The 20,079-nt window shown below is 72.2% G+C and carries 21 protein-coding genes and 1 tRNA gene; 13 read left to right on the top strand and 9 right to left on the bottom strand.

All coding sequences use genetic code 11. The features are described 5' to 3' along the window. Positions 1 to 221 precede the first annotated feature (221 nt). The 8 genes from ACLJT4_RS27820 (at position 222) to ACLJT4_RS27785 (ending at position 5,862) form a co-directional block, all read left to right on the top strand. Entirely contained in the window at positions 222 to 416 is a 195-nt protein-coding gene (locus ACLJT4_RS27820) for a hypothetical protein (protein WP_411126261.1), read from the top strand. A 29-nt stretch (positions 417 to 445) separates the two neighbouring features. Continuing rightward, positions 446 to 898 carry a hypothetical protein gene (locus ACLJT4_RS27815; protein ID WP_411126259.1) on the top strand — a complete coding sequence of 151 codons (453 nt, stop codon included), beginning with the start codon at positions 446 to 448 and terminating at the stop codon, positions 896 to 898. A gap of 10 nt (positions 899 to 908) precedes the next feature. Beyond that, entirely contained in the window at positions 909 to 1,340 is a 432-nt protein-coding gene (locus tag ACLJT4_RS27810; protein WP_411126257.1) for a DUF6292 family protein, read from the top strand. Between the two features lie 85 nt (positions 1,341 to 1,425). After that, positions 1,426 to 2,298 carry a DNA primase gene (locus ACLJT4_RS27805; protein ID WP_411126255.1) on the top strand — a complete coding sequence of 291 codons (873 nt, stop codon included), beginning with the start codon at positions 1,426 to 1,428 and terminating at the stop codon, positions 2,296 to 2,298. Beyond that, the gene (locus ACLJT4_RS27800) at positions 2,295 to 2,636 is read left to right on the top strand and encodes a hypothetical protein (RefSeq protein WP_411126253.1); all 342 of its coding nucleotides are present in this window, start codon (positions 2,295 to 2,297) and stop codon (positions 2,634 to 2,636) included. Before ACLJT4_RS27805 ends, ACLJT4_RS27800 begins: the two co-directional genes overlap by 4 nt. Continuing rightward, positions 2,633 to 4,189, top strand: a complete 1,557-nt coding sequence (locus ACLJT4_RS27795; protein WP_411126251.1) for a YfjI family protein — start codon at positions 2,633 to 2,635, stop codon at positions 4,187 to 4,189. The genes ACLJT4_RS27800 and ACLJT4_RS27795 overlap by 4 nt, the downstream gene beginning before the upstream one ends. A gap of 324 nt (positions 4,190 to 4,513) precedes the next feature. Then, positions 4,514 to 4,711, top strand: a complete 198-nt coding sequence (locus tag ACLJT4_RS27790; protein ID WP_411126249.1) for a helix-turn-helix domain-containing protein — start codon at positions 4,514 to 4,516, stop codon at positions 4,709 to 4,711. Beyond that, positions 4,711 to 5,862, top strand: a complete 1,152-nt coding sequence (locus tag ACLJT4_RS27785) for a tyrosine-type recombinase/integrase (RefSeq protein ID WP_411126247.1) — start codon at positions 4,711 to 4,713, stop codon at positions 5,860 to 5,862. The genes ACLJT4_RS27790 and ACLJT4_RS27785 overlap by 1 nt, the downstream gene beginning before the upstream one ends. Before the next feature lie 63 nt (positions 5,863 to 5,925). On the opposite strand, the gene ACLJT4_RS27780 is transcribed toward ACLJT4_RS27785, so the two are convergent. Then, positions 5,926 to 6,000, bottom strand: a tRNA-Val gene (locus tag ACLJT4_RS27780). A 204-nt stretch (positions 6,001 to 6,204) separates the two neighbouring features. Between ACLJT4_RS27780 and ACLJT4_RS27775 the strand changes: the two genes are divergently transcribed. The 4 genes from ACLJT4_RS27775 (at position 6,205) to ACLJT4_RS27760 (ending at position 9,755) form a co-directional block, all read left to right on the top strand. Further along, positions 6,205 to 7,617, top strand: a complete 1,413-nt coding sequence (locus ACLJT4_RS27775) for a hypothetical protein (protein WP_411126245.1) — start codon at positions 6,205 to 6,207, stop codon at positions 7,615 to 7,617. Positions 7,618 to 7,803: 186 nt separating this feature from the next. Continuing rightward, on the top strand, positions 7,804 to 8,592 hold the full coding sequence (locus tag ACLJT4_RS27770) for a DUF4383 domain-containing protein (RefSeq protein WP_411126243.1): 789 nt from the start codon (positions 7,804 to 7,806) through the stop codon (positions 8,590 to 8,592). A 187-nt stretch (positions 8,593 to 8,779) separates the two neighbouring features. Further along, the gene (locus ACLJT4_RS27765; RefSeq protein ID WP_016576932.1) at positions 8,780 to 9,484 is read left to right on the top strand and encodes a FadR/GntR family transcriptional regulator; all 705 of its coding nucleotides are present in this window, start codon (positions 8,780 to 8,782) and stop codon (positions 9,482 to 9,484) included. Between the two features lie 58 nt (positions 9,485 to 9,542). Further along, positions 9,543 to 9,755, top strand: a complete 213-nt coding sequence (locus ACLJT4_RS27760; RefSeq protein ID WP_037633544.1) for an FmdB family zinc ribbon protein — start codon at positions 9,543 to 9,545, stop codon at positions 9,753 to 9,755. A 20-nt stretch (positions 9,756 to 9,775) separates the two neighbouring features. Here ACLJT4_RS27760 and ACLJT4_RS27755 read toward each other — a convergent pair whose 3' ends face one another. The 4 genes from ACLJT4_RS27755 to ACLJT4_RS27740 all read right to left on the bottom strand — a co-directional run bounded on the left by ACLJT4_RS27755 (position 9,776) and on the right by ACLJT4_RS27740 (position 15,066). Next, positions 9,776 to 10,435 carry an O-methyltransferase gene (locus ACLJT4_RS27755; RefSeq protein WP_411126241.1) on the bottom strand — a complete coding sequence of 220 codons (660 nt, stop codon included), beginning with the start codon at positions 10,433 to 10,435 and terminating at the stop codon, positions 9,776 to 9,778. 52 nt (positions 10,436 to 10,487) lie between these two features. After that, a complete protein-coding gene (locus ACLJT4_RS27750; RefSeq protein ID WP_411126239.1) occupies positions 10,488 to 11,315 on the bottom strand; it encodes an HAD family hydrolase in 828 nt (275 codons plus the stop codon). After that, positions 11,315 to 13,780 (bottom strand): phosphoribosyltransferase, encoded by a 2,466-nt coding sequence (locus ACLJT4_RS27745; protein ID WP_411126237.1) that lies wholly within the window; start codon positions 13,778 to 13,780, stop codon positions 11,315 to 11,317. Before ACLJT4_RS27745 ends, ACLJT4_RS27750 begins: the two co-directional genes overlap by 1 nt. Positions 13,781 to 13,893: 113 nt before the next feature. Continuing rightward, positions 13,894 to 15,066, bottom strand: coding sequence for an HpcH/HpaI aldolase/citrate lyase family protein (locus tag ACLJT4_RS27740; RefSeq protein ID WP_411126235.1), 1,173 nt, complete (start codon positions 15,064 to 15,066; stop codon positions 13,894 to 13,896). Between the two features lie 218 nt (positions 15,067 to 15,284). Between ACLJT4_RS27740 and ACLJT4_RS27735 the strand changes: the two genes are divergently transcribed. Beyond that, entirely contained in the window at positions 15,285 to 16,364 is a 1,080-nt protein-coding gene (locus ACLJT4_RS27735) for a TerD family protein (protein WP_411126233.1), read from the top strand. Between the two features lie 88 nt (positions 16,365 to 16,452). On the opposite strand, the gene ACLJT4_RS27730 is transcribed toward ACLJT4_RS27735, so the two are convergent. The 4 genes from ACLJT4_RS27730 to ACLJT4_RS27715 form a co-directional block, all read right to left on the bottom strand. Further along, positions 16,453 to 17,169, bottom strand: a complete 717-nt coding sequence (locus tag ACLJT4_RS27730; protein WP_411126268.1) for a Tellurium resistance — start codon at positions 17,167 to 17,169, stop codon at positions 16,453 to 16,455. 119 nt (positions 17,170 to 17,288) lie between these two features. Further along, positions 17,289 to 18,428: a DUF475 domain-containing protein gene (locus ACLJT4_RS27725; protein WP_411126231.1), complete on the bottom strand. Its 1,140-nt coding sequence runs from the start codon at positions 18,426 to 18,428 to the stop codon at positions 17,289 to 17,291. A gap of 249 nt (positions 18,429 to 18,677) precedes the next feature. Continuing rightward, the gene (locus tag ACLJT4_RS27720) at positions 18,678 to 19,253 is read right to left on the bottom strand and encodes a TerD family protein (RefSeq protein WP_411126229.1); all 576 of its coding nucleotides are present in this window, start codon (positions 19,251 to 19,253) and stop codon (positions 18,678 to 18,680) included. A gap of 116 nt (positions 19,254 to 19,369) precedes the next feature. Beyond that, the gene (locus tag ACLJT4_RS27715; protein ID WP_016573708.1) at positions 19,370 to 19,945 is read right to left on the bottom strand and encodes a TerD family protein; all 576 of its coding nucleotides are present in this window, start codon (positions 19,943 to 19,945) and stop codon (positions 19,370 to 19,372) included. Between the last annotated feature and the right edge of the window lie 134 nt (positions 19,946 to 20,079).

Genomic DNA, 20,079 nt, shown 5'->3' with positions numbered 1-20,079 from the left:
TAAGAGCCCCTCCTGTCTGTCACCTGTCACCCGACCCGGACAAGGGGGCTTCGGCCTGTCAGCGCGGCCTGTTCCCCTTTCTGACCTGCGCGTTACAGGTGACAGACAGGTGACAGGTGACAGACAGATGACAGGCCGGATGACAGGCCCGCACAGCCCCGCCGGCCGCCCACGAACGGGCGGCCGGACTCATCCCTCACACCTTTCCAGGGAGTCGCCCCATGGCCGTCACGGTCTCCGCCGCCGTCCTCTTCGGACTCATCAGCCTCGCCCTCATACGCCTGCGCTACGTCCAACTCGGCTCCGCGACCGCGGTGTTCCTCTTCGGCTTCTTCATCGCCAGCACCGGCGCCAGCAAGCCCATCAACGCCGCCTGCCAAGCCCTCGCCCAGGCCCTCACCCACCTCACCGCCTAACCGCCCGGCGCCGGGCGCAAGGAGGACCCGTGCACCCCCAACACCCCCACCCCACGCTGCCCCCGCAGGACATCCCACCCGGCGTCCAGGAAGTCATCCTCCCCTCAGGGGAACGCGCCCTGGTCTACAGCACCGGCCCCACCACACCGACCCCGCCCGAGGCCCCGGCGGCGCCGGTCGCGCAGCCGATCCCGGCCTGGGCCAAAGCCACCGCGCTGCTCGCGCCGACCGTCGGCGGCGGCATCACCATCACCGCGGTCGGCCTGTCCGCCGCCGCGCCCGGGCTGGTCGCCGTGAGCCACGTCCTGTGGTCCACGGTGGCCGCCCTCGCCGCCGGCGGCGCCGCAGCCGTCGCCGTCATCGGCCGCGTCCGGGCCCGCATCACCGCCGCACAGCGCGAGATGCAGCGCCCGCACATCACCCAGCACATCACCGCCACCGGCTTCCTCGGCCGCGCCAACGGAACCATCAACCACCGCTAAGGAGCATCACGTGAGTGAGCCCACCCCGTACGTCTCGCACGTCCCGTACATCGAGGCGATCGCCGCGGCGCTCGATGCGGCCGGCCTGACCGTCGTCGACTGGAACGCCGAGGACAACGACCCCCGCGACGCCTACATCGAGTTCGCCCGCGAGGTCACCGCTCCCGCCTACGGCGACGACACCGAGGTCAGCCTCCTATGGAGGGAAGACAGGGGCTGGATGGTCGGCTGGGGCGACGCCGACTCCGTCCCGCAAAACGGCCTGGACTGGGTCGTCGACCTCTTCTGCGGCGTGCTGCCCACCCCCGACGAGATGGCCGCTGAGGCCCGCACGGTCGTCGCGAAGATCCCCGGACCGCAGGGCGGCCCGTACGGCCGCTACCGCGACGTCGAGGACGAGGACGGCTTCGACGCCCAGCTCGCCATCTACCACCGCTCGTAGACACGGCTAGGGCGGGCCGCAGCTTTTGGCGAGAGGCAGCCCGCCCTGGTCTCCAGTCCTCAACAGACCTACGGAGGTCTCCAGCATGACTCAACCCACCGACATTCGGCACACCGCCCTGGCCCTGGCCGCCGCCGACGTGCCGGTCCTACCCCTGCGAGGGAAGCGCCCCTTCGGCAACTGCCCAGCCTGCGAGAAAAGCGCCTGCGGGGACCGCCCCCATATGAAAGCCGCTGGCCCCTGCCAGTGCCCCCGGCCGTGCCACGCCTGGGCCGCCGCCACCACCGACCCCACCGTTCTCACCTCTGCAGCTTGGGCGCCGGCATGGCGGGTCGCCGGTGCAATCGCCTACCACCCTGGTGGCGCCGGGCTGACCGTCGTGGACCTCGACAACGCCGACGCCGTCACCTGGGCCCACGAGCACCTGCCCGTCACAAGGACCGTGCCGACGACACGCGGGGAGCACTGGATCTACCGCGGCACCATGCCCTCCGCCAACAACGCGCGGCCTGGTGTGGACATCAAGTCCCGTGCGCAGTACGCCCGCTGGCTCGGGCCCGGAACCGGCACCATGGCCGACCTGCCCACAGCCGTCCGCACGCTGGTCGTCAAGGAAGAGACCACCCCCGCCCGGGGCCGGGTGGTCTCTTCCACCACCGAGCGCGCCTGGGCTCGCAGCGTGGCCACCGGCTGTCGCCACACCGAGAGCTACGTCAACAGCGGCCTGGAACGCGGGCTGGCCCTGGTCCGCAGCTGCACCGAATTCGGGGCCGGGTCGAAGGCGTACGGGGTCGCTTCCTTCGTGGCTGCCCAGCACGCAGGCTGCCCTGGCCCCTGCGGTCTGGACGCCATCGGGCAGGACATCGTGGACGCGGCCATCTCCGTCGGTGTCCCCGAGCCCTACGCCCAACGCGCCGTCACACGCGGCCTGGCCAGCACCGCAGGGAGGGCCGCGTGACCACCACCGACCGCCCCGACTCCGCCGAACCGGCCCCCGCCCGATCCAGCAGTGGGGCGCCGAAGGGCGTCGCCCGCCAGGGCGTCCTTTTAGCTCTTCGCCCTGACCCGCACTCGACCACCCACCGGTCGCCCGAGCAGCTGTTCTTCGGGCTGCACGTCATCGCGCCGCCGCAGTGGAGCGCCGTCACCCGCGCGACCGCGATCTGCCGCTGCGGCACCTACGACCGCGAAGCCCGCGGCCGAGCCGCCGTCCTGCGCCTGGTCGAGGACTGGGACCACCACCGCACCACCACCTGCCCGCTGCTCGCTCCCCAGGAAGGCAGGGCCACCGCATGACCACGCCCGACGCGGGCCCCGACCTGTGGGAAGGGTTCGACCACATCGAGCCCGAGCAGATCACCGGCCCCGCATGGGACGAACCCGTCCCGCTCAAAGCCCGCCCCGCACTCCCCGACTTCCCCATCGATGCCCTGCCCGGATGGCTGGCCGCCATGGTCCGCGGAGTCGCCGAGGAGACGCAGACCCCCGCCGACCTGGCCGGGTCCCTGGCCCTGGCCGTCCTCGCCACCGCCGCCGGCGGCCGGGTGAAGGTCTGCGTGCGCGGCCACTGGCGCGAGCCCGTCAACCTCTACACCGCCGTCGCCCTGGACCCCGGCAACCGCAAGAGCGCGGTGTTCGACCTGATGGTCCGCCCCCTCCTCGCCGCAGAGAAAGCCCTCATCGAACTCTCCGGCCCCGTACGGGCCGAAGCCGAGACCACGCAGCGGCTGGCCAAGGCCGCAGCTGACAAGGCCGCAGCCCGGGCCACGAACGCGGACCCCGAGCAGCGCGACGAGCTCACCGCCGACGCCATCTCCCTGGCACAAGCCGCGGAGGAGGTGAGCGTGCCCGCGGTGCCGCAGCTCGTGGCCGACGACGTGACCCCGGAGAACGTGGGCACGCTGCTGGACCAACAGGGCGGCCGGATCTCCTGCTTGAGCGCCGAGGGCGAGCTGTTCGACATCATCGCCGGCCGCTACACCGGCAAGCCGAACATGGGCATGTTCCTCAAGGGCCACGCGGGCGACATGATCCGCGTCAACCGGCAAGGCCGCGAAGCCCAGCACATCGACGCCCCGGCCGTCACCATCGGCCTGGCCGTCCAGCCGGAAGTCCTCGAAGCCCTCAACCGCATCGACGGAGCCGACGGCCGCGGCCTACTGGCCCGGTTCCTGTACTCCAAGCCCCTCTCCCTGGTGGGCCACCGCAACCTCACCCCCGACCTCCTCGACGAGGAGGTCGCCGCCACCTACGCCAAGCACATCGGCGGCCTCACCCTCGCCCTCGCCGGCTGGACCGACCCCGCCCTTCTCCAACTCACCCCGGAAGCCGACGCGGTACTGCTGGCCTTCCAAAAGGTCACCGAATCCCGCATCGGCCCAGACGGCCCCCTCCGCCCCATCGTGAAGTGGGCATCCAAGCGCGACGGGGCCGTCGCCCGCATCGCAGGACTCCTACACCTGGCCGCTCACCCCGAGGACGGCTGGCACCGGCCCATCGAGGCCGCCACCATGGCCGCCGCCACCGAACTCGGCAACTACTTCACCGCCCACGCTCTCGACGTCTTCACTGTCATGAGCGCCGACCCCGCCCACGACGCGGCCCTCACCGTCCTGACCAAGCTCGGCACCAGCCGCCCCGAACAGTTCACCCAGTTCACCAAGCGCGAGCTGTTCCGGACCCTGCCACGGGCCGACTTCCCCGCCATCAGCGACCTCGACCCCGTCCTGGCACTGCTGGAAGAACACGGCTGGATCCGCCAACTCCCTGCACCCCCACGCACCGGACGCGGCGGCCGACCCCCCTCCCCCCGCTACGAGACCCACCCCCGCATCCCCCGAACCGCCTGACAGAACCCCCACCCCGCTGACACAACTGACAGAACCTCCCCCACAAGCCGCTGAACTGCACAAACGACCGCGATCGCGGCTCTGACAGAACCCAATTAAAACTCGACAGAACCCCCAGCGCCCCCGTCGAGGCCCGCTGACAGAACCCCCTCCCCGGAGGTTCTGTCAGCAATTAATTCAGTTCTGTCAAAGATCACAGAGCCTCGAAACCCACAGGTCAGCGCCCTACCGCGAGGGTTCTGTCAGTTCTGTCAGCGCCTGCGGCCCTTGCCGCGACGAATCTCCACTCACAAGAACACAGAGAGTCGGGCCCTGGAGGCAGCCGTGAGCAAAGCTCCGCTCACCTCGATCGAGTCGCTGATGGTGCCGGAGGTCATGGAGGCGCTGCGCGTCAGCCGCAGCAAGGTCTACGACCTCATCCGCTCCCGTCAGCTCGAAAGCTTCACCATCGGCCGGTCCCGCCGGATCGCTGCCGACTCCCTTCGAGCCTTCATGTCCCAGAGAATCGAGGAGGCCGCCTGATGGCGCGCAAGAGAAACCCGAACGGCGCCGGCAGCATCTGGCAGCGCAAGGACGGCCGTTACGAAGCTCGCGTCTACGTCCCGCAGCCCGACGGCACCCGCAAGCGCAAGACCGTCTACGGCGCCACCTGGGAAGAGTGCGACACCAAGCGTCAGGAACTGGTCCGTCGCGACCGGCAGGGCATCCCGACGCCGACCCGGTCGGCGAAGCTCTCCGAGTGGCTGCCGTACTGGCTGACGGAGCACATCAAGCCTGAGCGGAAGAAGACGACGTACGCGAAGTACGAGACCCACGTGCGTCGCTACCTGATGCCGCAGATCGGCGTGAAGCGGCTGGAGACCTTGGGTGTCGCCGACGTACGCCGCATGCTCGCCGCCGTGCAGCGTGAGGCGTCGGCGGCCACTGCCAAGGAGTCGCATCGCGTCCTGCGATCGGCCCTCGCTGCCGCGTGCCGGGAGGAGCTGGTCAGCCGGAACGTGGCGCAGTTGGTGCCCGCTCCGCGCGTCCAGCCCAGGGAGCTGAAGCCGTGGACGCTGGACGAGACGGTCGCGTTCCTTGAGGCGGCCAGGACCGATCCGCTCTACACGGCTTTCGTGCTGGCTGTGACGCTGGGGCTTCGGCGGGGCGAGGTCCTGGGACTGCGCTGGTGCGACATCGAGCTGGATCGCCGCACTCTTTCGGTCCGGACTCAGATCCAGCGCGTGCAGAAGGAGTTGTACGCGGACTCCACGAAGAACCGTCGGAGCCGGACGATCCCCTTGCCACTGATGTGCATCGCGCCCTTGCGGTGGCAGCGCCTGAGGCAGCAGTCTCAGCGACTCGCCGCCGGAGACGACTGGTCGAACGACGGTGGCTACGTCTTCACGACGCGCACAGGGCGGCCGATCGAGCCCCGGAACCTCAGTCGGTCCTTCGAGCGGATCGGCCAGGCCGCGGGCCTGCCGCGGATCCGCCTACACGACGCTCGGCATGGCTGCGCGTCCCTGTTGTTCGCCGCCGGCGTCGCGCCGCGCGTCGTGATGGAGATCCTGGGTCACTCGCAGATCGCGGTGACCATGAACGTCTACACCCACGTCTCGGAGGATTCGCGGCGGGAGGCGGTGGGGCACATGGACCGGCTCTTGCGGCGCCGGCGGGGGCGTCCGGAGTAGGGACTGCCGTCAAGTTCTACCGTCAACGCCCCCGTGGAGGGATCTCCGCGGGGGCGTTTTCGCTGGTGGGCACAGACGGATTTGAACCGCCGACATCTGCTTTGTAAGAGCAGCGCTCTACCGCTGAGCTATGCGCCCCGGTCGAGCCGACAGACTACCTTGCCGTGGGGCCGGGACCGCAAACCCGTGATCGAGGGGTGGAACCGGGGCGGTGGGGCGTTCGCGGGGCGGGTGGGTGGTCGTGGGGTGGTGGGGTGCGTGTGAACTCACCGGTCGGGATGTTCGTTGGGGTGGGTGGGACAATGGCAGCCGGTCCTGGGGCGATCCGATCGGGAGAGGGATGTGACGGCGACACACATGCAGCCGCAGCCGCGGCCGTCCGGGCGGGGGATCCGCCGTCGCACCCGCGGGGGCCAGGCACGCCGGGCGGCCCGGGACGTGGTGGGGCTGGTCCTGCTGCCGTTGCCGCTGCTGGTGGCGGTGGCGCCGATGGCGTTCGCCGGGGGCGGGACCCGGCGCTGGTTCGGGCGCGGGGAGAACCAGCGGGCCGATGCGCAGGCCGCCAAGGACGCCGCGGCGGCGGCGTTCTACGAGCTCGACAGCACCCACCGGGACCTGCGGATCTCGGTGGAGACGATCACCGCGGTCGACGACTCCCAGCGGGCCCGGCAGGCCGCCGCGGAGTACGAGAGCTTCGGACAGCGGATCGACCAGGTCAGCCAGGGGTACATCACGGCGGTCGACTCCCATGATCTCGACCGCGACGACGTCGACGGTGCCGCGCTGGCGCGGGCCCGGGCCGATCTGACCCGGGCCCGGGAGGAGCTGGAACGGGTCCGCGGGGAGCTGGACTGGTTCGCGCAGAGCCTCACGCCGTTGTTGCAGAACGCCGAGACGCAGCTGGCGCGGGTGGCTCCGGCCGTGGAGCAGGCCCGGCAGGCGCTGCTGGCGGCGAGCAACGCGCTGGACGCGGTGCGGGGGCAGGGCCTGCGGGCGGACGACCTCGCGGCCCGGCTGGCGGCGCTCGGTCCTGAGCTGACCAAGTTGAATCAGGGGGCCGGCCAGCACGGGGTGCCGGCCACCATCCAGCGCGCGGAGGAGGTGCAGCGGCAGGCCGGGGCGGTCCGGTCGGAGGCGGAGCGGTTGCCGGCGACCGCCGCGGAGATCGACAAGCGGCTGGTGTCGCTGCGCACCCGCGCGGAGGCCATCACCACCCGTGCCCAGCAGGTCGCCCCGGTCCTCAGCGAGCTGCGGCGGCGGTACAGCGCGGCCTGTTGGCAGGACCTCCAGAACGTGCCGGAGCAGGCGGTGGAATCGGTCGGGCGGGCGCGGGCCGCGCTCCAGGAGGCCGGGCAGGCCCGCACGGAACAGCGCTGGGCGGACGCCACCAGTCGGTTGGCGACGGTGCGGGCGCTGCTGAACACCACCGACGAGGCGGTGTCGGCGGCCGGGGACCGCCTGCGGCGGCTGGACGCGGTGGCGGCCGACCGGCAGCAGGAGGTCGAGCGGACCCGCTTCGCCGTCCGGGACGCGCAGCGGCTGGCGATGTCCGGGCGCAGCACGCCCGACCCCCGGCACGCCGGGCCGCTGGACGAGGCGGTGGCCCGGTTGGACCGCGCGGTCCAGGGGCTGGAGGGCCGGCATCCCGACTGGTGGCACTTCCTGACCGAGACCGAGGCGGTGCGGGAGACGGCGGCCCGGGTGGTGCAGGAGATCCGGGACGAGCGGGGCGGGACGACGACCAGCGGTCGCTGAGGCGGCGGCGGGGCAGCCGAGGCAGGTGGGGCGGGGCGCCGGGCCGTGCCCTGGCGGGTCCGGGGGACGCCGGTCACGGCGGGTGGTCGGCCCGTCCTCGCAATGGCATGAAAGGCCCACCTGTCGGATGCTGGAGTCCTGAGTGAGTACGGCCCAGGCGGCTCATCTGCGCGAAGGAGGCCGGACATGGCTGCTACCGGTGCACCTGGCCACGTGCTGCACAAGCCCGCGAACCCCCTCCGCCGGTTCAAGCGGCGGCGTACCCAGATCAACGAGCACCTGCCCGTCGACCACCGGCTGAGCCGGGTCTACCGCATCGGCGCGGGCGTGATGGGGCTGGTGCTGGCCGCGTTCGGCGTCCTCGGCCTGACCCACCACATCGGGTTCTTCGACACCGGCGGTGCGACCGCGGCCGGGTTGAACACCAACGGTGCGCTCAGCGTGCTCTCGATCGTCGTCGGTGCGCTGCTCATCGCCGGCATGGTGATCGGCGGGAACTTCGCCTCCACCCTCAACATCGTGCTCGGCGGGCTGTTCCTGCTGAGCGGGTTCGTGAACCTCGGGCTGTTGCAGACCGACGCGAACTTCCTCGCCTTCAAGATCCAGAACGTGCTCTTCAGCTTCGTGGTGGGGCTCTTGCTGCTGGTGTTCGGGATGTACGGACGGGTCAGCGGCGGTCTGTCGCACGACAACCCCTACTGGCGCGCCCGGCACCCGGAGGAGGCCGAACGCTTCGAGCGCGGGGAGCTGCACCCGGTGTCCGGGATGACGGCCGGACGGCAGTCGGCGCGGGTGCGGATGCAGGGCGCCTGGCACGGCGGGCAGGGCTCGCTCGGCCCCGGCACCAGCCGCACCGGCCCGCACCCCCGGCACACCGGTGCGCACTCCGAGGCGGGCCCGGCGGCGGGCGCCGGCGCGGCGGGCGCCGGGAAACCGGGCGGCGCGCCCCCGGCCGGTAGCTCCGAGGAGTTGTGAGGCGGGCCGCTCGTCGACGGACCGCCGGCCGGCCCGGCGGTCCAGGGCGTCCGGGGCGCACCGAGGGGCGGACAGCCGCGCGGTGCGTCCCGACGGTTGCCGGGGCGGACGGCCGACGCGGGGAGCAAGAAGGGGGTAGGAGGAAGAGGGCGGGGAGCCAGGGCGTACGGGGCACCGGGGAGTGACCATGGAGCAGTTGGGGAATTCCGCTTCGCCCGCGGATCACGGGCGACACGGCTCGGCCGTCGAGGCGCTCGCCAAGCGGATCTGCGAGGGCAACTACGGCGAGGGCGACGTCCTCACCGTGCCGGAGCTGATGGCGGAACTGGACGTCAGCCAGACCGTGCTGCGCGAGGCGGTCAAGGTGCTGACCGGCAAGGGGCTGCTCGCCACCCGGCAGAACCACGGCACCTACGTCCGCCCCCGGGAGGAGTGGAACCTCCTCGACTCCGACGTGCTGCGCTGGAAACTGGCGGCCGGCGCCTCGTCCGACTTCTTCGCCGACGTGCTCGAACTGCGCCGGTCCATCGAGCCGGCCGCCTCGGCGCTGGCCGCGGAGCGCCGCACCGACGACGACCTGGAGGCCCTCGGCGCCGCGCTGAGCGCGATGTCCGCGACCGAGGACGACCCGGTGCTGCTCATCCGCGCCGACGCCTCCTTCCACACCGCGATGCTGCTCGCCTCCAACAACCGCTTCTACGCGCAGATGCACCGGGTGATCGTGCCGGTGATCATCCAGCGCGGCCGGGACGTGTACGCCTCCGGCGGCTCCTTCACGCATCCGCACGCCGTGCACGCGGCGGTCGCCGAGGCCGTGCGGGACCGGGACGTGGACGGGGCGTACATGGCGATGCTGGAGCTGCTCGACAAGTCGGCGCGCGAGCACCCGTAGGCCGCTGCCGGTCCCGTCCGGTGGGCCGGGCCGGGCGACCAGGCCCTAATCTGTGGCCATGCCCCGTTACGAATACCGCTGCCGCCCCTGCGGGACCACCTTCGAGCTCGACCGGCCGATGGCCGAGTCGTCCGCGCCGGCCGTCTGCCCGGACGGTCACCAGGACACCGTGAAGCTGCTGTCCGCCGTCGCCGTCGGGGGGACCGCGGCCGCCCCCGGCCCGTCGGGCGGCGGGGGCGGCGGCTGCTGCGGGGGCGGCTGCTGCGGCTGATCGCGGCGCCGGCCCGCGGGCTAGCGCTTGCGGGCCAGCGTCACGCCGTCCGCGACGGCGAGCAGCACCGCGTCCGTGCGCGCGTCCTCCAGGACGTGGTCGTTGAACTCCCGGATGGCCAGGGCCGGTCCGGTCGCCGCGGGGTCGGTGACCTCGCCGTGGTAGAGGACGTTGTCCGCGACGAGCAGGCCGCCGGGCCGCAGGCGCGGCACCAGCTCCTCCCAGTAGGCGATGTAGCCGCCCTTGTCGGCGTCGAGGTAGACCAGGTCGAGGTGCGGTTCGGTGGGCATCGCCCGGAGGGTCTCCAGGGCGGGCGCGATCCGCAGCCGGATCCGGTCCGCGACGCCGGCCTTCGCCCAGGCGTCGCGACCGTAGGCGGTCCACTCCTCGGAGACGTCGCAGGCGGTCAGCGTGCCGTCGGCGGGCAGCGCCCGGGCCATGGCGAGGGTGGCGAAACCGGTGAACGTCCCCACCTCGACCACCTGTCGGGCCCCGATCAGGCGGACCAGGAAGGCCAGCAGTGCCGCCTGCTCCGGGGCCGACAGCATCCCGGCCGCGTCCGGGAAACGCTCTCTGGTGACGTCCGCCAGCTCCTGCAGCGCGGGGTCCAGGGGTGGGTTGTGCGCCAACACGTAGTCGTACAGCTCCGCTGTGAGCGGGGCGCTCTTGGGCTCGGCCACGGGGTCTCCTCCCAGTCGCCGGCAGCCTATTGCCGACGACCGGGCGGCGTCATCAGGCACGCCCCGGGTCGGTGACGCCGGCCAGGAAGGCGCGGGCGATCAACTCGCCGGCGGCCACCCCGCGCTCGCGCAGCGCCGTGACGTGCGGGGCCCGCCAGCCGGTGTCGGCCAGTTCGCCGTGGCCCGGTCGCCAGCCGCGGTCCGCGGCCAGCAGCAGGTCGGTGTCGAGCAGCGAGTCGCCGGCCGCGAGGATGCCGGTGGCGCCGGTGCGGCGGGCCACCTCGGCCACCGCGGCGCTCTTGGTGAGCGGCTGGGGAACGGCGTAGATCTTGCGGCCCTGGAGGGAGATCGTCCAGCCGCGCGGCTCCGCCCACGCGGCGAGGTCCTTCACCCACCTCTCCGGCAGCAGCGACCGCTCCACCACGAGGTAGGCGAAGAGGTCCTCGGCGGTGCGTGCCGTGCGCAGCCAGGCCGGGTCGGCGGTGCGGACCAGGTGGGCGCGGACCTCGTCCAGCGGCGCGCACCGGGCGGCGAGCCGGGCGGCGACAGTGCGCTGCCAGTCCGGGTCGGACTCGCCCCGGACGAGCAGGTGTCCGCCGTTGGCGCAGACCGCGAACTCCGGGGGCGGGCCCGGGAGGTGGATGCGCCGGTACTGCTCGCGGGTGCGGGTGGTGGCCGGCACGAAGGTGGTGCGCTCGGCGACTTCGGTGAGCAGCGCGGCGGCCGTCTCCGTCAGGTAGGACAGCGGCCGGCCCTCGTAGACCTCGACGCAGAGCAGCCGGGGGGCCGCCGCGTCCTCGCCGGTGAGGTACAGCGCGGCAGCCGAGTAGATCAGGGTGCGGTCCAGGTCGCTGGCGACCAGCGGTGCGGGGACGGTCATCAGCAGGCCACCGCCTTGCCGTCGGCACCGGTGGCGCCGCGGGTGAAGCGGGGGTGGATCAACCCGACGCAGGTGTAGGGGAGTTCGTCGACCTCTTCGACGGGCACGCCGCGTTGCTCGGCCAGCAGGCGGACGTGGTCGAGGTCGCTGCCGGCGCCGCGCCGGGCGAGGATCCGCCAGGGGACCCGGCGGAGCAGGACCCGGGTGGTCTCGCCGACACCGGGTTTGACGAGGTTGACGTCGTGGATGCCGTACTCCTCACTGATGCGTTCGACGGCCGCCCAACCCTCCCAGGTCGGGGTGCGGTCGGTGGCCGCCAGCGCCCGGACGTCGGCCGCGACCGCGTCGGCGACCTCGTCGAACCGGGCGGCGACGGTGTCCAGGAACGTCGCCGACAGGTCGCCGTCGGCCAGTTCGCGGTAGAACTTGGCGCCGTGGAAGTCGTCCGGTCCGACCAGGTCGGTGCGGAGCACGGTGCGTGAGATCAGCCCGGAGACCGTGGAGTTGAGGCAGGCCGACGGGATGAGGAAGTCGTCGCGGGTGCCGTAGGTCGTCACGCAGCCGCCGGGGTCGGCGAGGACCGCGATCCGCGGGTCGAAGCCGGGCAGGTCCGGCAGGCCGGCCAGCGTCCCGGCGAGTTCCCGGGTGATGGCGCCCTTGCCCGTCCAGCCGTCCACGAAGACCACGTCCGCCGGGTCGTGGTGGGCGGCGAGCCAGCGCAGGGCGGTGGTGTCGATGCCCCGGCCGCGGACGATGGAGACGGCGTAGTGCGGCAGCTCCAGGCCGTGCGCGTGCGCGGCCCAGCGGCGCATCAGGACGCCGACGGGGGTACCGGCCCGGGCCAGCGAGACCAGGACCGGGCGCGGGCCCCGCTCGGCGAGGACGGTCTCGGTGACCGTCCCGACCGCGCGGGCGATCCGGCCGGCGGAGGTGCGCAGCGCCGCGTGGAACAGCTCCTGGTACTGGACGCTGGGCTGGTACTCGACCGGCAGCGACTCCGCGTAGTGGGCGCCGCCGCGCTGGATCGCCTCCTCGCGCTCCTCGGTCGGCGCCTCCAGCGTGACGTCGGACAGGTCCTGGAGCAGCCAGCCCACCTCGTCGGGGGCGTAGGAGGAGAAGGCGGGGCCGCGCAGCGGGCCGGGCAGCGCGCCGCGCGGGGTGCGGGACGGCACGACGGCCAGCAGCAGCCGGTCGGTGTGGCCGGCGAGCTGGTCCAGGAGGCCGCCGGGGGCGTGGAGTTCGGGGCGGTCGCCGGCCGAGTCGACGACCGCGACGACGGCGTCGAAGCGGCGCTCCGGGTCGCTGCCGGGGGCGACGTTGTACGCGTAGCGCTCTCCGGGGCCGTCGGCCGGGGCGTCGTGGGCGGGGAACGCGAGGCGGGTGCGGATGGCGTAGCCGGGGTCGTCCACGGCGAGCACCGGGGAGCGGGTGGTGGTGGAGAAGCGGACGGTCGCGCCGTGCTCGGCGAGCAGCGCGTCCAGGGCGCCGGCCAGCCGCAGCGGGGCGTACATCAGCTCCTCGTTGCCGAGGACGAGGACGCGGCGGGCGTCGCCGAGCTGCGCCGCGATGCGGGCGGCCATGGCGGGGAGCCGGTCCTCCAGGAGCGCGCGGTGGGCCGGGGTGAAGCCGTGGCGCCCGCCGTCGGGCAGTCCGGCGGGCCAGCCGAGGTCGACGCGCACCGGGCGCGCGGGCGTGGACCGGCCGTCGCCGGGGGGCGCGGGGGGCTCCTCGTGGGCGGCGACCAGTTCCCGACCGCGGTCCAGGACGTCGTCGGGCAGGTGGACGCCGCCGCCGGCCAGGGCGACGAGGTCGACGCGGGCGCCGAGTTCGGCGGCGAACTCCGCCAGCCGCGCGCGGTCCGCGGCGGAGCGCATGTCCACCAGGGCGACGACGACGTACCGCCGTCGCGGGTGGCGGGCGTGCAGCGCGCGGAGGGTGTTGAGGACCGTGCGCCCGGTGGAGAACTCGTCGTCGACGAGGACCAGGGGGCCGTCGCCGGCGAGCAGGGCGCGGTCCTCGGGCAGCAGCAGGTGCGCGGTGGCGTGGCTGTGCTCCTCCTCGAAGCCGGCGGCGTGCGGCACGCCGGGGACCGGGCGGCGGGTGGAGTGCAGGTACGGCGCGAGCGCCAGCCCGTCGGCGACCGAGTGGCCGAGCCCGGTGGCGGTCTCGGCGTAGCCCAGGACGACGGCGCGGGCGGCGTCCTCGTCGCCGAGCAGGGCGCGGACCCGCCGGCCCAGCCCGACGCCGGCGCCGTGCACCACGTCCGGCCGCTGCGGCACGTGCTTGCCGAGCACCTTGGAGACCAGCAGGTGGGCCCGCTTGGGGTTGCGCCGCAGCGCCAGCCCGAGCAGGTCCGGCAGCTCGTCCCCGCCGTGCAGCGTGACGCCGAGCCGTTCGGCGACCCATTCTCCCGTCCACACCACGTGCCGTGTCTCCTGCGTCATCGCGTCCGTGTCGTCGTTCATGCCGTTGCTCTTGCCGTTGGTCGTTCGGTGGTCTTGTCGTTGGTCGTGCAGTGGTCGTGCGGTCGTCTTCGCCGGAGCCGGGCGCGCCGCTCGGTCCGGTGGGGCCGCCGCGCTCAGGCGGCCGGCACGCTCACGGTCAGCAGCTCCACGAAGCCGACGTCCTCGCGGGCCACGCCGAACGCCTCGGCGCGCAGCAGCGTCCGCTCGGCCCAGGCCCGGTGCGGCTTCACCTCGTTCATCTTGTTGGTGTACGAGGAGCGCAGCACCCCGCCGTCGCCACGCTCCGGCCGCAGGATGTCGGTGGCGTCGCAGTACTCCTCGTGGCTGACGACGGACAGGGCGTGCACCGGGGCGACGTGCGAGGGGTGGATGCAGGTCTTGCCGGTCAGGCCGTTGGCGCGGTCCAGCTCGATCTCGCGCAGCAGACCGTCCATGTCGTGCTCGATCAGGGTGGTGCGCAGTTCCTCGGCCTGCCCCAGGAACGGGCTGCGGCGCAGTTGCGGCTTGAACATCCGCTCGTGCAGCCGGAAGTACTCCCACACCGGCCCGGTGACGGTGAAGCCGGTGCCGTCCGCGCGGCCGAGGACGTTGACCACGTCGGCGATGACGGAGGCGACGATCTGCACGTCGTAGGCGGTCATGTCGGGGGCCCGGCGCAGCCCGTAGGCGGAGCAGAAGTCGGTGACGCCGAGCCGCAGGGCGAGGACCCGGTCGCGGTGGTCGTCGACGGTGCGGGCGATGCCGGCGAGGGTCGCGGCACGGCTCTCCAGGTGGAGCAGTTGCGGGGACTCCAGCACCGGCATGGCGAACAGCCGCCGTCCGCAGGCGGTTTCGGCGTCGGCCAGCGCCTCCAGGAAGGGCGCGCCGCGCTCCGCGGTGAACTTGGGAAGTACGAATCCGGACAGTCTGCGCACGGCCGGGCCCAGCCGGCCCACGAGGTCCGGTATCTGGCCGGGTTCCCGGACCCGGATGAAGAGCAGCGGCAGGTCCTCGCCGCCGTCGGCCGCCGCGTCGAGCAGGGCGAACTGCCGGACGAGGTTCCGCTCGCCGGCCGCCACGTCGCCGTCGCCTATGGAGTCCTCCAGGCACAGCACCATGGACGTGACGCCGCGGGCGACCTGCTTGCGGACGTCGGCGGCGAGGTGGGGGCGGGTGGCGGGGCTGTAGAGCGTGGCACCGAGGGCGACCGCGAGCGTGCGGGCCGGGGAGTCGGCGGTGAACTCCACCGGCTCCCTGTGGAACAGCGTCTTGCGGATGTCGGGCGCAAGATGCCCAAAGTGACGCATGCAACTCCCCGTCTAGAAGCGGGACCCGGGCGCCCCCGCCGCATCTCGCTGTCTGGATCCAGCCGGTAATCGTACGTGCGTGGGGGTCCCGAAAGTTCCCGCGGACGCGAAATTCTCGCCACCGTCCCGCCCCCGCGACGTGACCACCGGGTGTCCGGGAAGCGCCGTGCCCGGCCCCCGCGTTGTGGCCGCCACCGGAGGGAAGGCAGGATTGCGGCATGACGCACGCGATGCTGAAAGGGTCGAACGTACCCCTCGACGCCACGGCCGTGAGGGCCGTGTTGCGCTGGACGCCGGGCGCCGGCGTCCCCGACGTCGACGCCTCGGCCCTCCTGGTGGGAGCGGACGGGCGCGTGCGCTCCGACGAGGACTTCGTCTTCTACAACCAGCCGCGACACCCCAGCGGCCTGGTCCGGCACCTGCCCAAGTCCCGGCTGTCCGAGTCCCTGACCGACACCATCGAGGCGGAGCTGACGCCGCTCGACGCGTCGGTGGCCCGGGTGGTGCTGGCCGCCTCCTCGGACGGCGGCCCGTTCGCCGGCGTGACGGACCTGCGGGTGCTGCTGTACGACGCGACGACGGACGGCACGGACCCCCTGGCGGTCTTCGACGTGGTGCCCGAGACGGGCGAGGAGACCGCACTGATCTGCGGGGAGTTGTACCGCCGCGGCGACAGCTGGAAGTTCCGGGCGCTGGGCCAGGGCTACGAGAGCGGGCTGATCGGCCTGGCCACGGAATTCGGCATCTCGGTGGACGAGAACGACCCGCCCACCAGTCGGACGGCCCGCACGGCCCGCGCGGCGCAGGAGGCGTCCACCCCCCACCCGCCGGCCGCCGACGCGCCCTCCCCCGAGGCGTCCAGCGCCCACCCACAGAGCGAGGACCCCACCGCGGCCGTCGAACGCCCCGCCACCCCGCCGGGCCCCACCCCGTCCGGCCCGGTCTCGCCGCCGCCCGGCGCCTGGCCCGAGGAGGCCGGCGGCCCCCGGTCGGATCCGCAGGCGGTCACCCAGCACGTGCCGGACGGTATGCCGGAGCCGTTCTCCGCCGCCCCGCTGCCGCCGGCCCCGACCGGCGGCTACGGCTACCCGGCCAACGTCCCGCCCCCGCCGTCACAGCCCCCCGCCCAGACCGGCGCCCACGGCTACGGCTATCCGGGCCCGCCGCCGCAACAGCCGTCGTACCCGCCGCAGCAGCCGGTCCCGGCGTACGGCTACCCGGCGCAGCCGCCGCAGCCGTTCGTGCCCGACCCGGCGTTCGTCCTGCCGCCCCAGGGGCCGCAGTTCCAGCGCCGCTGACGCACCGGAGACGGCCGGGGCGCCGGGCACGCGCGCGCGTCCCGACGCCCCGGCCGCACCGAACGTCCCCCGAGCCCCTCGGTTCGTCTCAGACCTTCGACTTGTAGCCGCGGCCCCACTGGAGACCCCAGCCGTACATCCGGTCCAACTCGGCCTGGAAGCCGTAGACGTACTTCACCTCGCGGCGCACGGTCAGCCCGTCCTTGCCGTTCTCCAACATGAAGATGGCGCAGGACCGGGCCTGCGGCGCCCGCTCGTCCAGCTTGACCTCGACCCGCGGCCCGCTGCTCGGGTAGAGCGTCACCACCGCGTGCGTGCGGTCGAACGCCGGGGTCCCGTCGTAGATGTAGACGAAGATCAGCAGTCGCTTGATCTCGTCGCGGTGGTCCAGGTTGACGTACAGCGTCTCGCCGGAACCGGAACCGAACCGGTCGTCGCCGCTGAGCTTGACGAACGGCGCGGCGTTGAGGTCACCGAGGAAGTCGCCCAGCGGTTGCACCACGCCCTTGCTGCCGTCCGCGAGCTCGTACATGCAGGCCAGGTCGAGGTCGACGTTGACCACGGCCGGGCCCTGGGCCTGCACGATCTCGGGCCGGAAGAGCTTGCTCGGGTTGCGCAGCAGACTGCCCGAGCGCTGCCCCCGCTCGCCGAAGTCCGAGGTCCTCATCTGCCAGCTCAGGTTGACCCGCAGATGGCCGTTGGCCGCCCCCTGCTTCGTCAGCGAGACGACCGGATTGCGCTTCGTCAGCTCGACGACGTACGACGCGCCACCGCCGTCGAACCTCGGCGCGTTGCCGCGCCACATGTTCCCCAGGAACGACACTGTGCCCACCCCCTCGTTGTGGCTCCTACCGGTGCGGGGCGGCCAGTGGGTGTGTGTCCCGTGGCCGCCCCGCAGAAAAGCGTTCCTCAATCAGAGGTCCGTCACACTCCGGACGTCACTTCCGACTGCGCCGACGACTGGGCCCCCGGCTTGCCCTCGCGCCGGTTGCGCAGCACCGACGAGCCGAAGGACAGCCCGATCAGGACGATGCCGACCAGGCCGGTGATGACCTCGTTGATCTCGTAGCGGATCGTGACGAGCAGGATGACGCCCAGCGCGCCGATGGCGTAGTGCGCACCGTGCTCCAGGTAGACGTAGTCGTCCAGGGTCCCCTTGCGGACCAGGAAGACGGTCAGCGAGCGGATGTACATCGCGCCGATGCCCAGACCCAGGGCCATCTCGAAGATGTCGTTGGTGATGGCGAACGCGCCGATGACACCGTCGAAGGAGAACGAGGCGTCGATGACCTCCAGGTAGAGGAACATGAAGAACGCGGCCTTGCCGGCCAGGCCCACCGCCGCGCCGGTCCCGCCGCCCTTCTTCTCCACCGCGGCCGGCTCGGCGCCGTCCGCGGAGTCCTCGTCCTCGTCCTCCAGTCGGCCTTCGAAGTAGCCGGAGATCCCGCCGACGACGAGGTAGGTGATCAGGCCCGCGATGCCGGAGAGCAGGACCGTGGTGGTCTTGTCCCCGCCGCCGTGCGCGGCGTGCGGCGCCACCGTCATGGCGCTGACCAGCAGGACCACCAGCGCGACGATGATGGAGAGGGTGTCGAGCTTGCCGATCCGGGCGAGCGGCTTCTCGATCCACGACAGCCACTTGTAGTCGCGGTCCTCGAAGATGAAGTCGAGGAAGATCATCAGCAGGAAGATGCCGCCGAAGGCCGCGATGGCCGGGTGGGCGCTGGTGACCAGTTCCTCGTAGTGCGCCTTGTTGTTGACGGCGAGCTGGACCGCCTCGATCGGCCCCATCTTCGCGGTGATCGCGACGATGACCACCGGGAAGACCAGCCGCATGCCGAACACCGCGACGAGGATGCCGACGGTGAGGAAGATCTTCTGCCAGAAGGCGTTCATCTTGCGCAGGATGCCGGCGTTGATGACCGCGTTGTCGAAGGACAGCGAGATCTCCAGGATGGACAGGATCCCGACGATCGCGAGCCCCTGCCACCCCCAGAGGACGCCGGCCAGGCCGAGGCCGAGCACCGTGATGGCGAACGACCAGCCAAAGGTTTTCAGGAGCACTGCCTACCCAATCCTTCGCTGTGTGGGTCCCCCGCGCGCAGTGCGCGGCGCTTTACGAAACGTTGACCCCGAAGTGTAGAGCGACGACTTTCCCGCCGGCGCGCTCGGCCCCTGCCCGTTCACGGAGCCGCAGGTCCGGCCCGCGCGCGACGTTTTCGACGGCGGCGGGGCGGCGGGCGGGCCGCCCGCCGAGCGCGGGCGGCTGGCCCGTCGTCCCCGCACCGCCGACCGAGCGGCGCCGTCGACCGGCTACGAGACGTTGACCCCGAAGTCCAGGGCGATGCCGCGCAGGCCGGACGCGTAGCCCTGGCCCACTGCCCGGAACTTCCATTCGCCGTTGCGGCGGTAGACCTCCCCGAAGATCATCGCGGTTTCGCCGGCGGCGTCCTCGCTGAGGTCGTAGCGGGCGAGTTCGCTGCCGTCGGCCTGGTTGACGATCCGGATGTAGGCGTTGCTGACCTGCCCGAAGCTCTGGCCCCGCAGATCGGCATCGTGGATCGAGACCGGGAAGACGATCGTCTCGACGTGCTCGGGGACCTGGGTGAGGTCGACGAGGATCGTCTCGTCGTCCCCGTCCCCTTCACCGGTGAGGTTGTCACCGGTGTGCTCCACGGAGCCCTCGGGACTCTTGAGGTTGTTGTAGAAGACGAAGTACTCGTCCCCCAGCACCCGGCCCGACGCGCACAGCAGCGCGCTGGCGTCGAGGTCGAATGCGGCTCCGGTCGTGGACCGCGCGTCCCAGCCGAGACCGACCGTGATCTGCGTGAGGTTCGGAGCCGCCTTGGAAAGGGAGACGTTGCCCCCCTTGGCGAGCGTGACGCCCATGGTGTTCGCTTCCTCCCCGGTATCGGTGCGGGGCGCGGCGCACGCCCCGGAAACGCACCCGGCGCCGCACTCCCCGGACGGGGGCGTACGGCGCCGGACGCGGTCGCGCCGTGCGCTCAGACGTTGACGCCGAAGTCCTGCGCGATGCCGCGCAGGCCCGAGGCGTAGCCCTGGCCGATGGCGCGGAACTTCCACTCCGCGCCGTTGCGGTACAGCTCGCCGAAGACCATGGCAGTCTCGGTCGAGGCGTCCTCGCTCAGGTCGTAACGCGCCAGCTCGTTGCCGTCGGCCTGGTTGACCACGCGGATGTAGGCGTTGCGCACCTGGCCGAAGCTCTGCTGGCGGGTCTCGGCGTCGTAGATCGACACCGGGAACACGATCTTGTGGACGTCGGCGGGGACACCGGCGAGGTTCACCTTGATGGCCTCGTCGTCGCCCTCGCCCTCACCGGTGGTGTTGTCACCGGTGTGCTCGACCGAACCGCACGGGCTCTTGAGGTTGTTGAAGAACACGAAGTTCTGGTCGTTGGCGACCTTGCCCTGGTCATTCGTCAGCAGGGCGCTGGCGTCCAGGTCGAAGTCCGTACCGGTGGTGGTACGCGCGTCCCAGCCCAGACCGACGAGAACGGCGGTCAGATTGGGGGCTTCCTTCGTCAGCGAGACGTTGCCGCCCTTGCTGAGGCTGACTCCCACGAGTCCTCCCGTAGATTCGAGGGGTACGTCATGATGTGCGCCCCCATCGTGCATGGCATCGGATCAACGATTTGATCCTAGTGACCGGTTCCCGCCGATTGCAGATAACGCACATGGATCTTGACGGATGTCCG

The organism is Streptomyces sp. x-19, from assembly GCF_046549115.1.
GTDB lineage: Bacteria > Actinomycetota > Actinomycetes > Streptomycetales > Streptomycetaceae > Streptomyces > Streptomyces albulus_C.
This window is presented reverse-complemented; position numbering and strand designations above follow the sequence as displayed.

Bases quoted from the DNA above. Each gene is read 5' to 3' on its own strand.
- ACLJT4_RS27785 (WP_411126247.1), top strand. From the start codon at position 4,711: ATGGCGCGCAAGAGAAACCCGAACGGCGCCGGCAGCATCTGGCAGCGC.
- ACLJT4_RS27805 (WP_411126255.1), top strand. From the start codon at position 1,426: ATGACTCAACCCACCGACATTCGGCACACCGCCCTGGCCCTGGCCGCC.
- ACLJT4_RS27760 (WP_037633544.1), top strand. From the start codon at position 9,543: ATGCCCCGTTACGAATACCGCTGCCGCCCCTGCGGGACCACCTTCGAG.
- ACLJT4_RS27745 (WP_411126237.1), bottom strand. From the start codon at position 13,780: ATGAACGACGACACGGACGCGATGACGCAGGAGACACGGCACGTGGTG.
- ACLJT4_RS27770 (WP_411126243.1), top strand. From the start codon at position 7,804: ATGGCTGCTACCGGTGCACCTGGCCACGTGCTGCACAAGCCCGCGAAC.
- ACLJT4_RS27765 (WP_016576932.1), top strand. From the start codon at position 8,780: ATGGAGCAGTTGGGGAATTCCGCTTCGCCCGCGGATCACGGGCGACAC.
- ACLJT4_RS27730 (WP_411126268.1), bottom strand. From the start codon at position 17,169: ATGTGGCGCGGCAACGCGCCGAGGTTCGACGGCGGTGGCGCGTCGTAC.
- ACLJT4_RS27720 (WP_411126229.1), bottom strand. From the start codon at position 19,253: ATGGGCGTCACGCTCGCCAAGGGGGGCAACGTCTCCCTTTCCAAGGCG.
- ACLJT4_RS27740 (WP_411126235.1), bottom strand. From the start codon at position 15,066: ATGCGTCACTTTGGGCATCTTGCGCCCGACATCCGCAAGACGCTGTTC.
- ACLJT4_RS27735 (WP_411126233.1), top strand. From the start codon at position 15,285: ATGACGCACGCGATGCTGAAAGGGTCGAACGTACCCCTCGACGCCACG.
- ACLJT4_RS27795 (WP_411126251.1), top strand. From the start codon at position 2,633: ATGACCACGCCCGACGCGGGCCCCGACCTGTGGGAAGGGTTCGACCAC.
- ACLJT4_RS27820 (WP_411126261.1), top strand. From the start codon at position 222: ATGGCCGTCACGGTCTCCGCCGCCGTCCTCTTCGGACTCATCAGCCTC.
- ACLJT4_RS27750 (WP_411126239.1), bottom strand. From the start codon at position 11,315: ATGACCGTCCCCGCACCGCTGGTCGCCAGCGACCTGGACCGCACCCTG.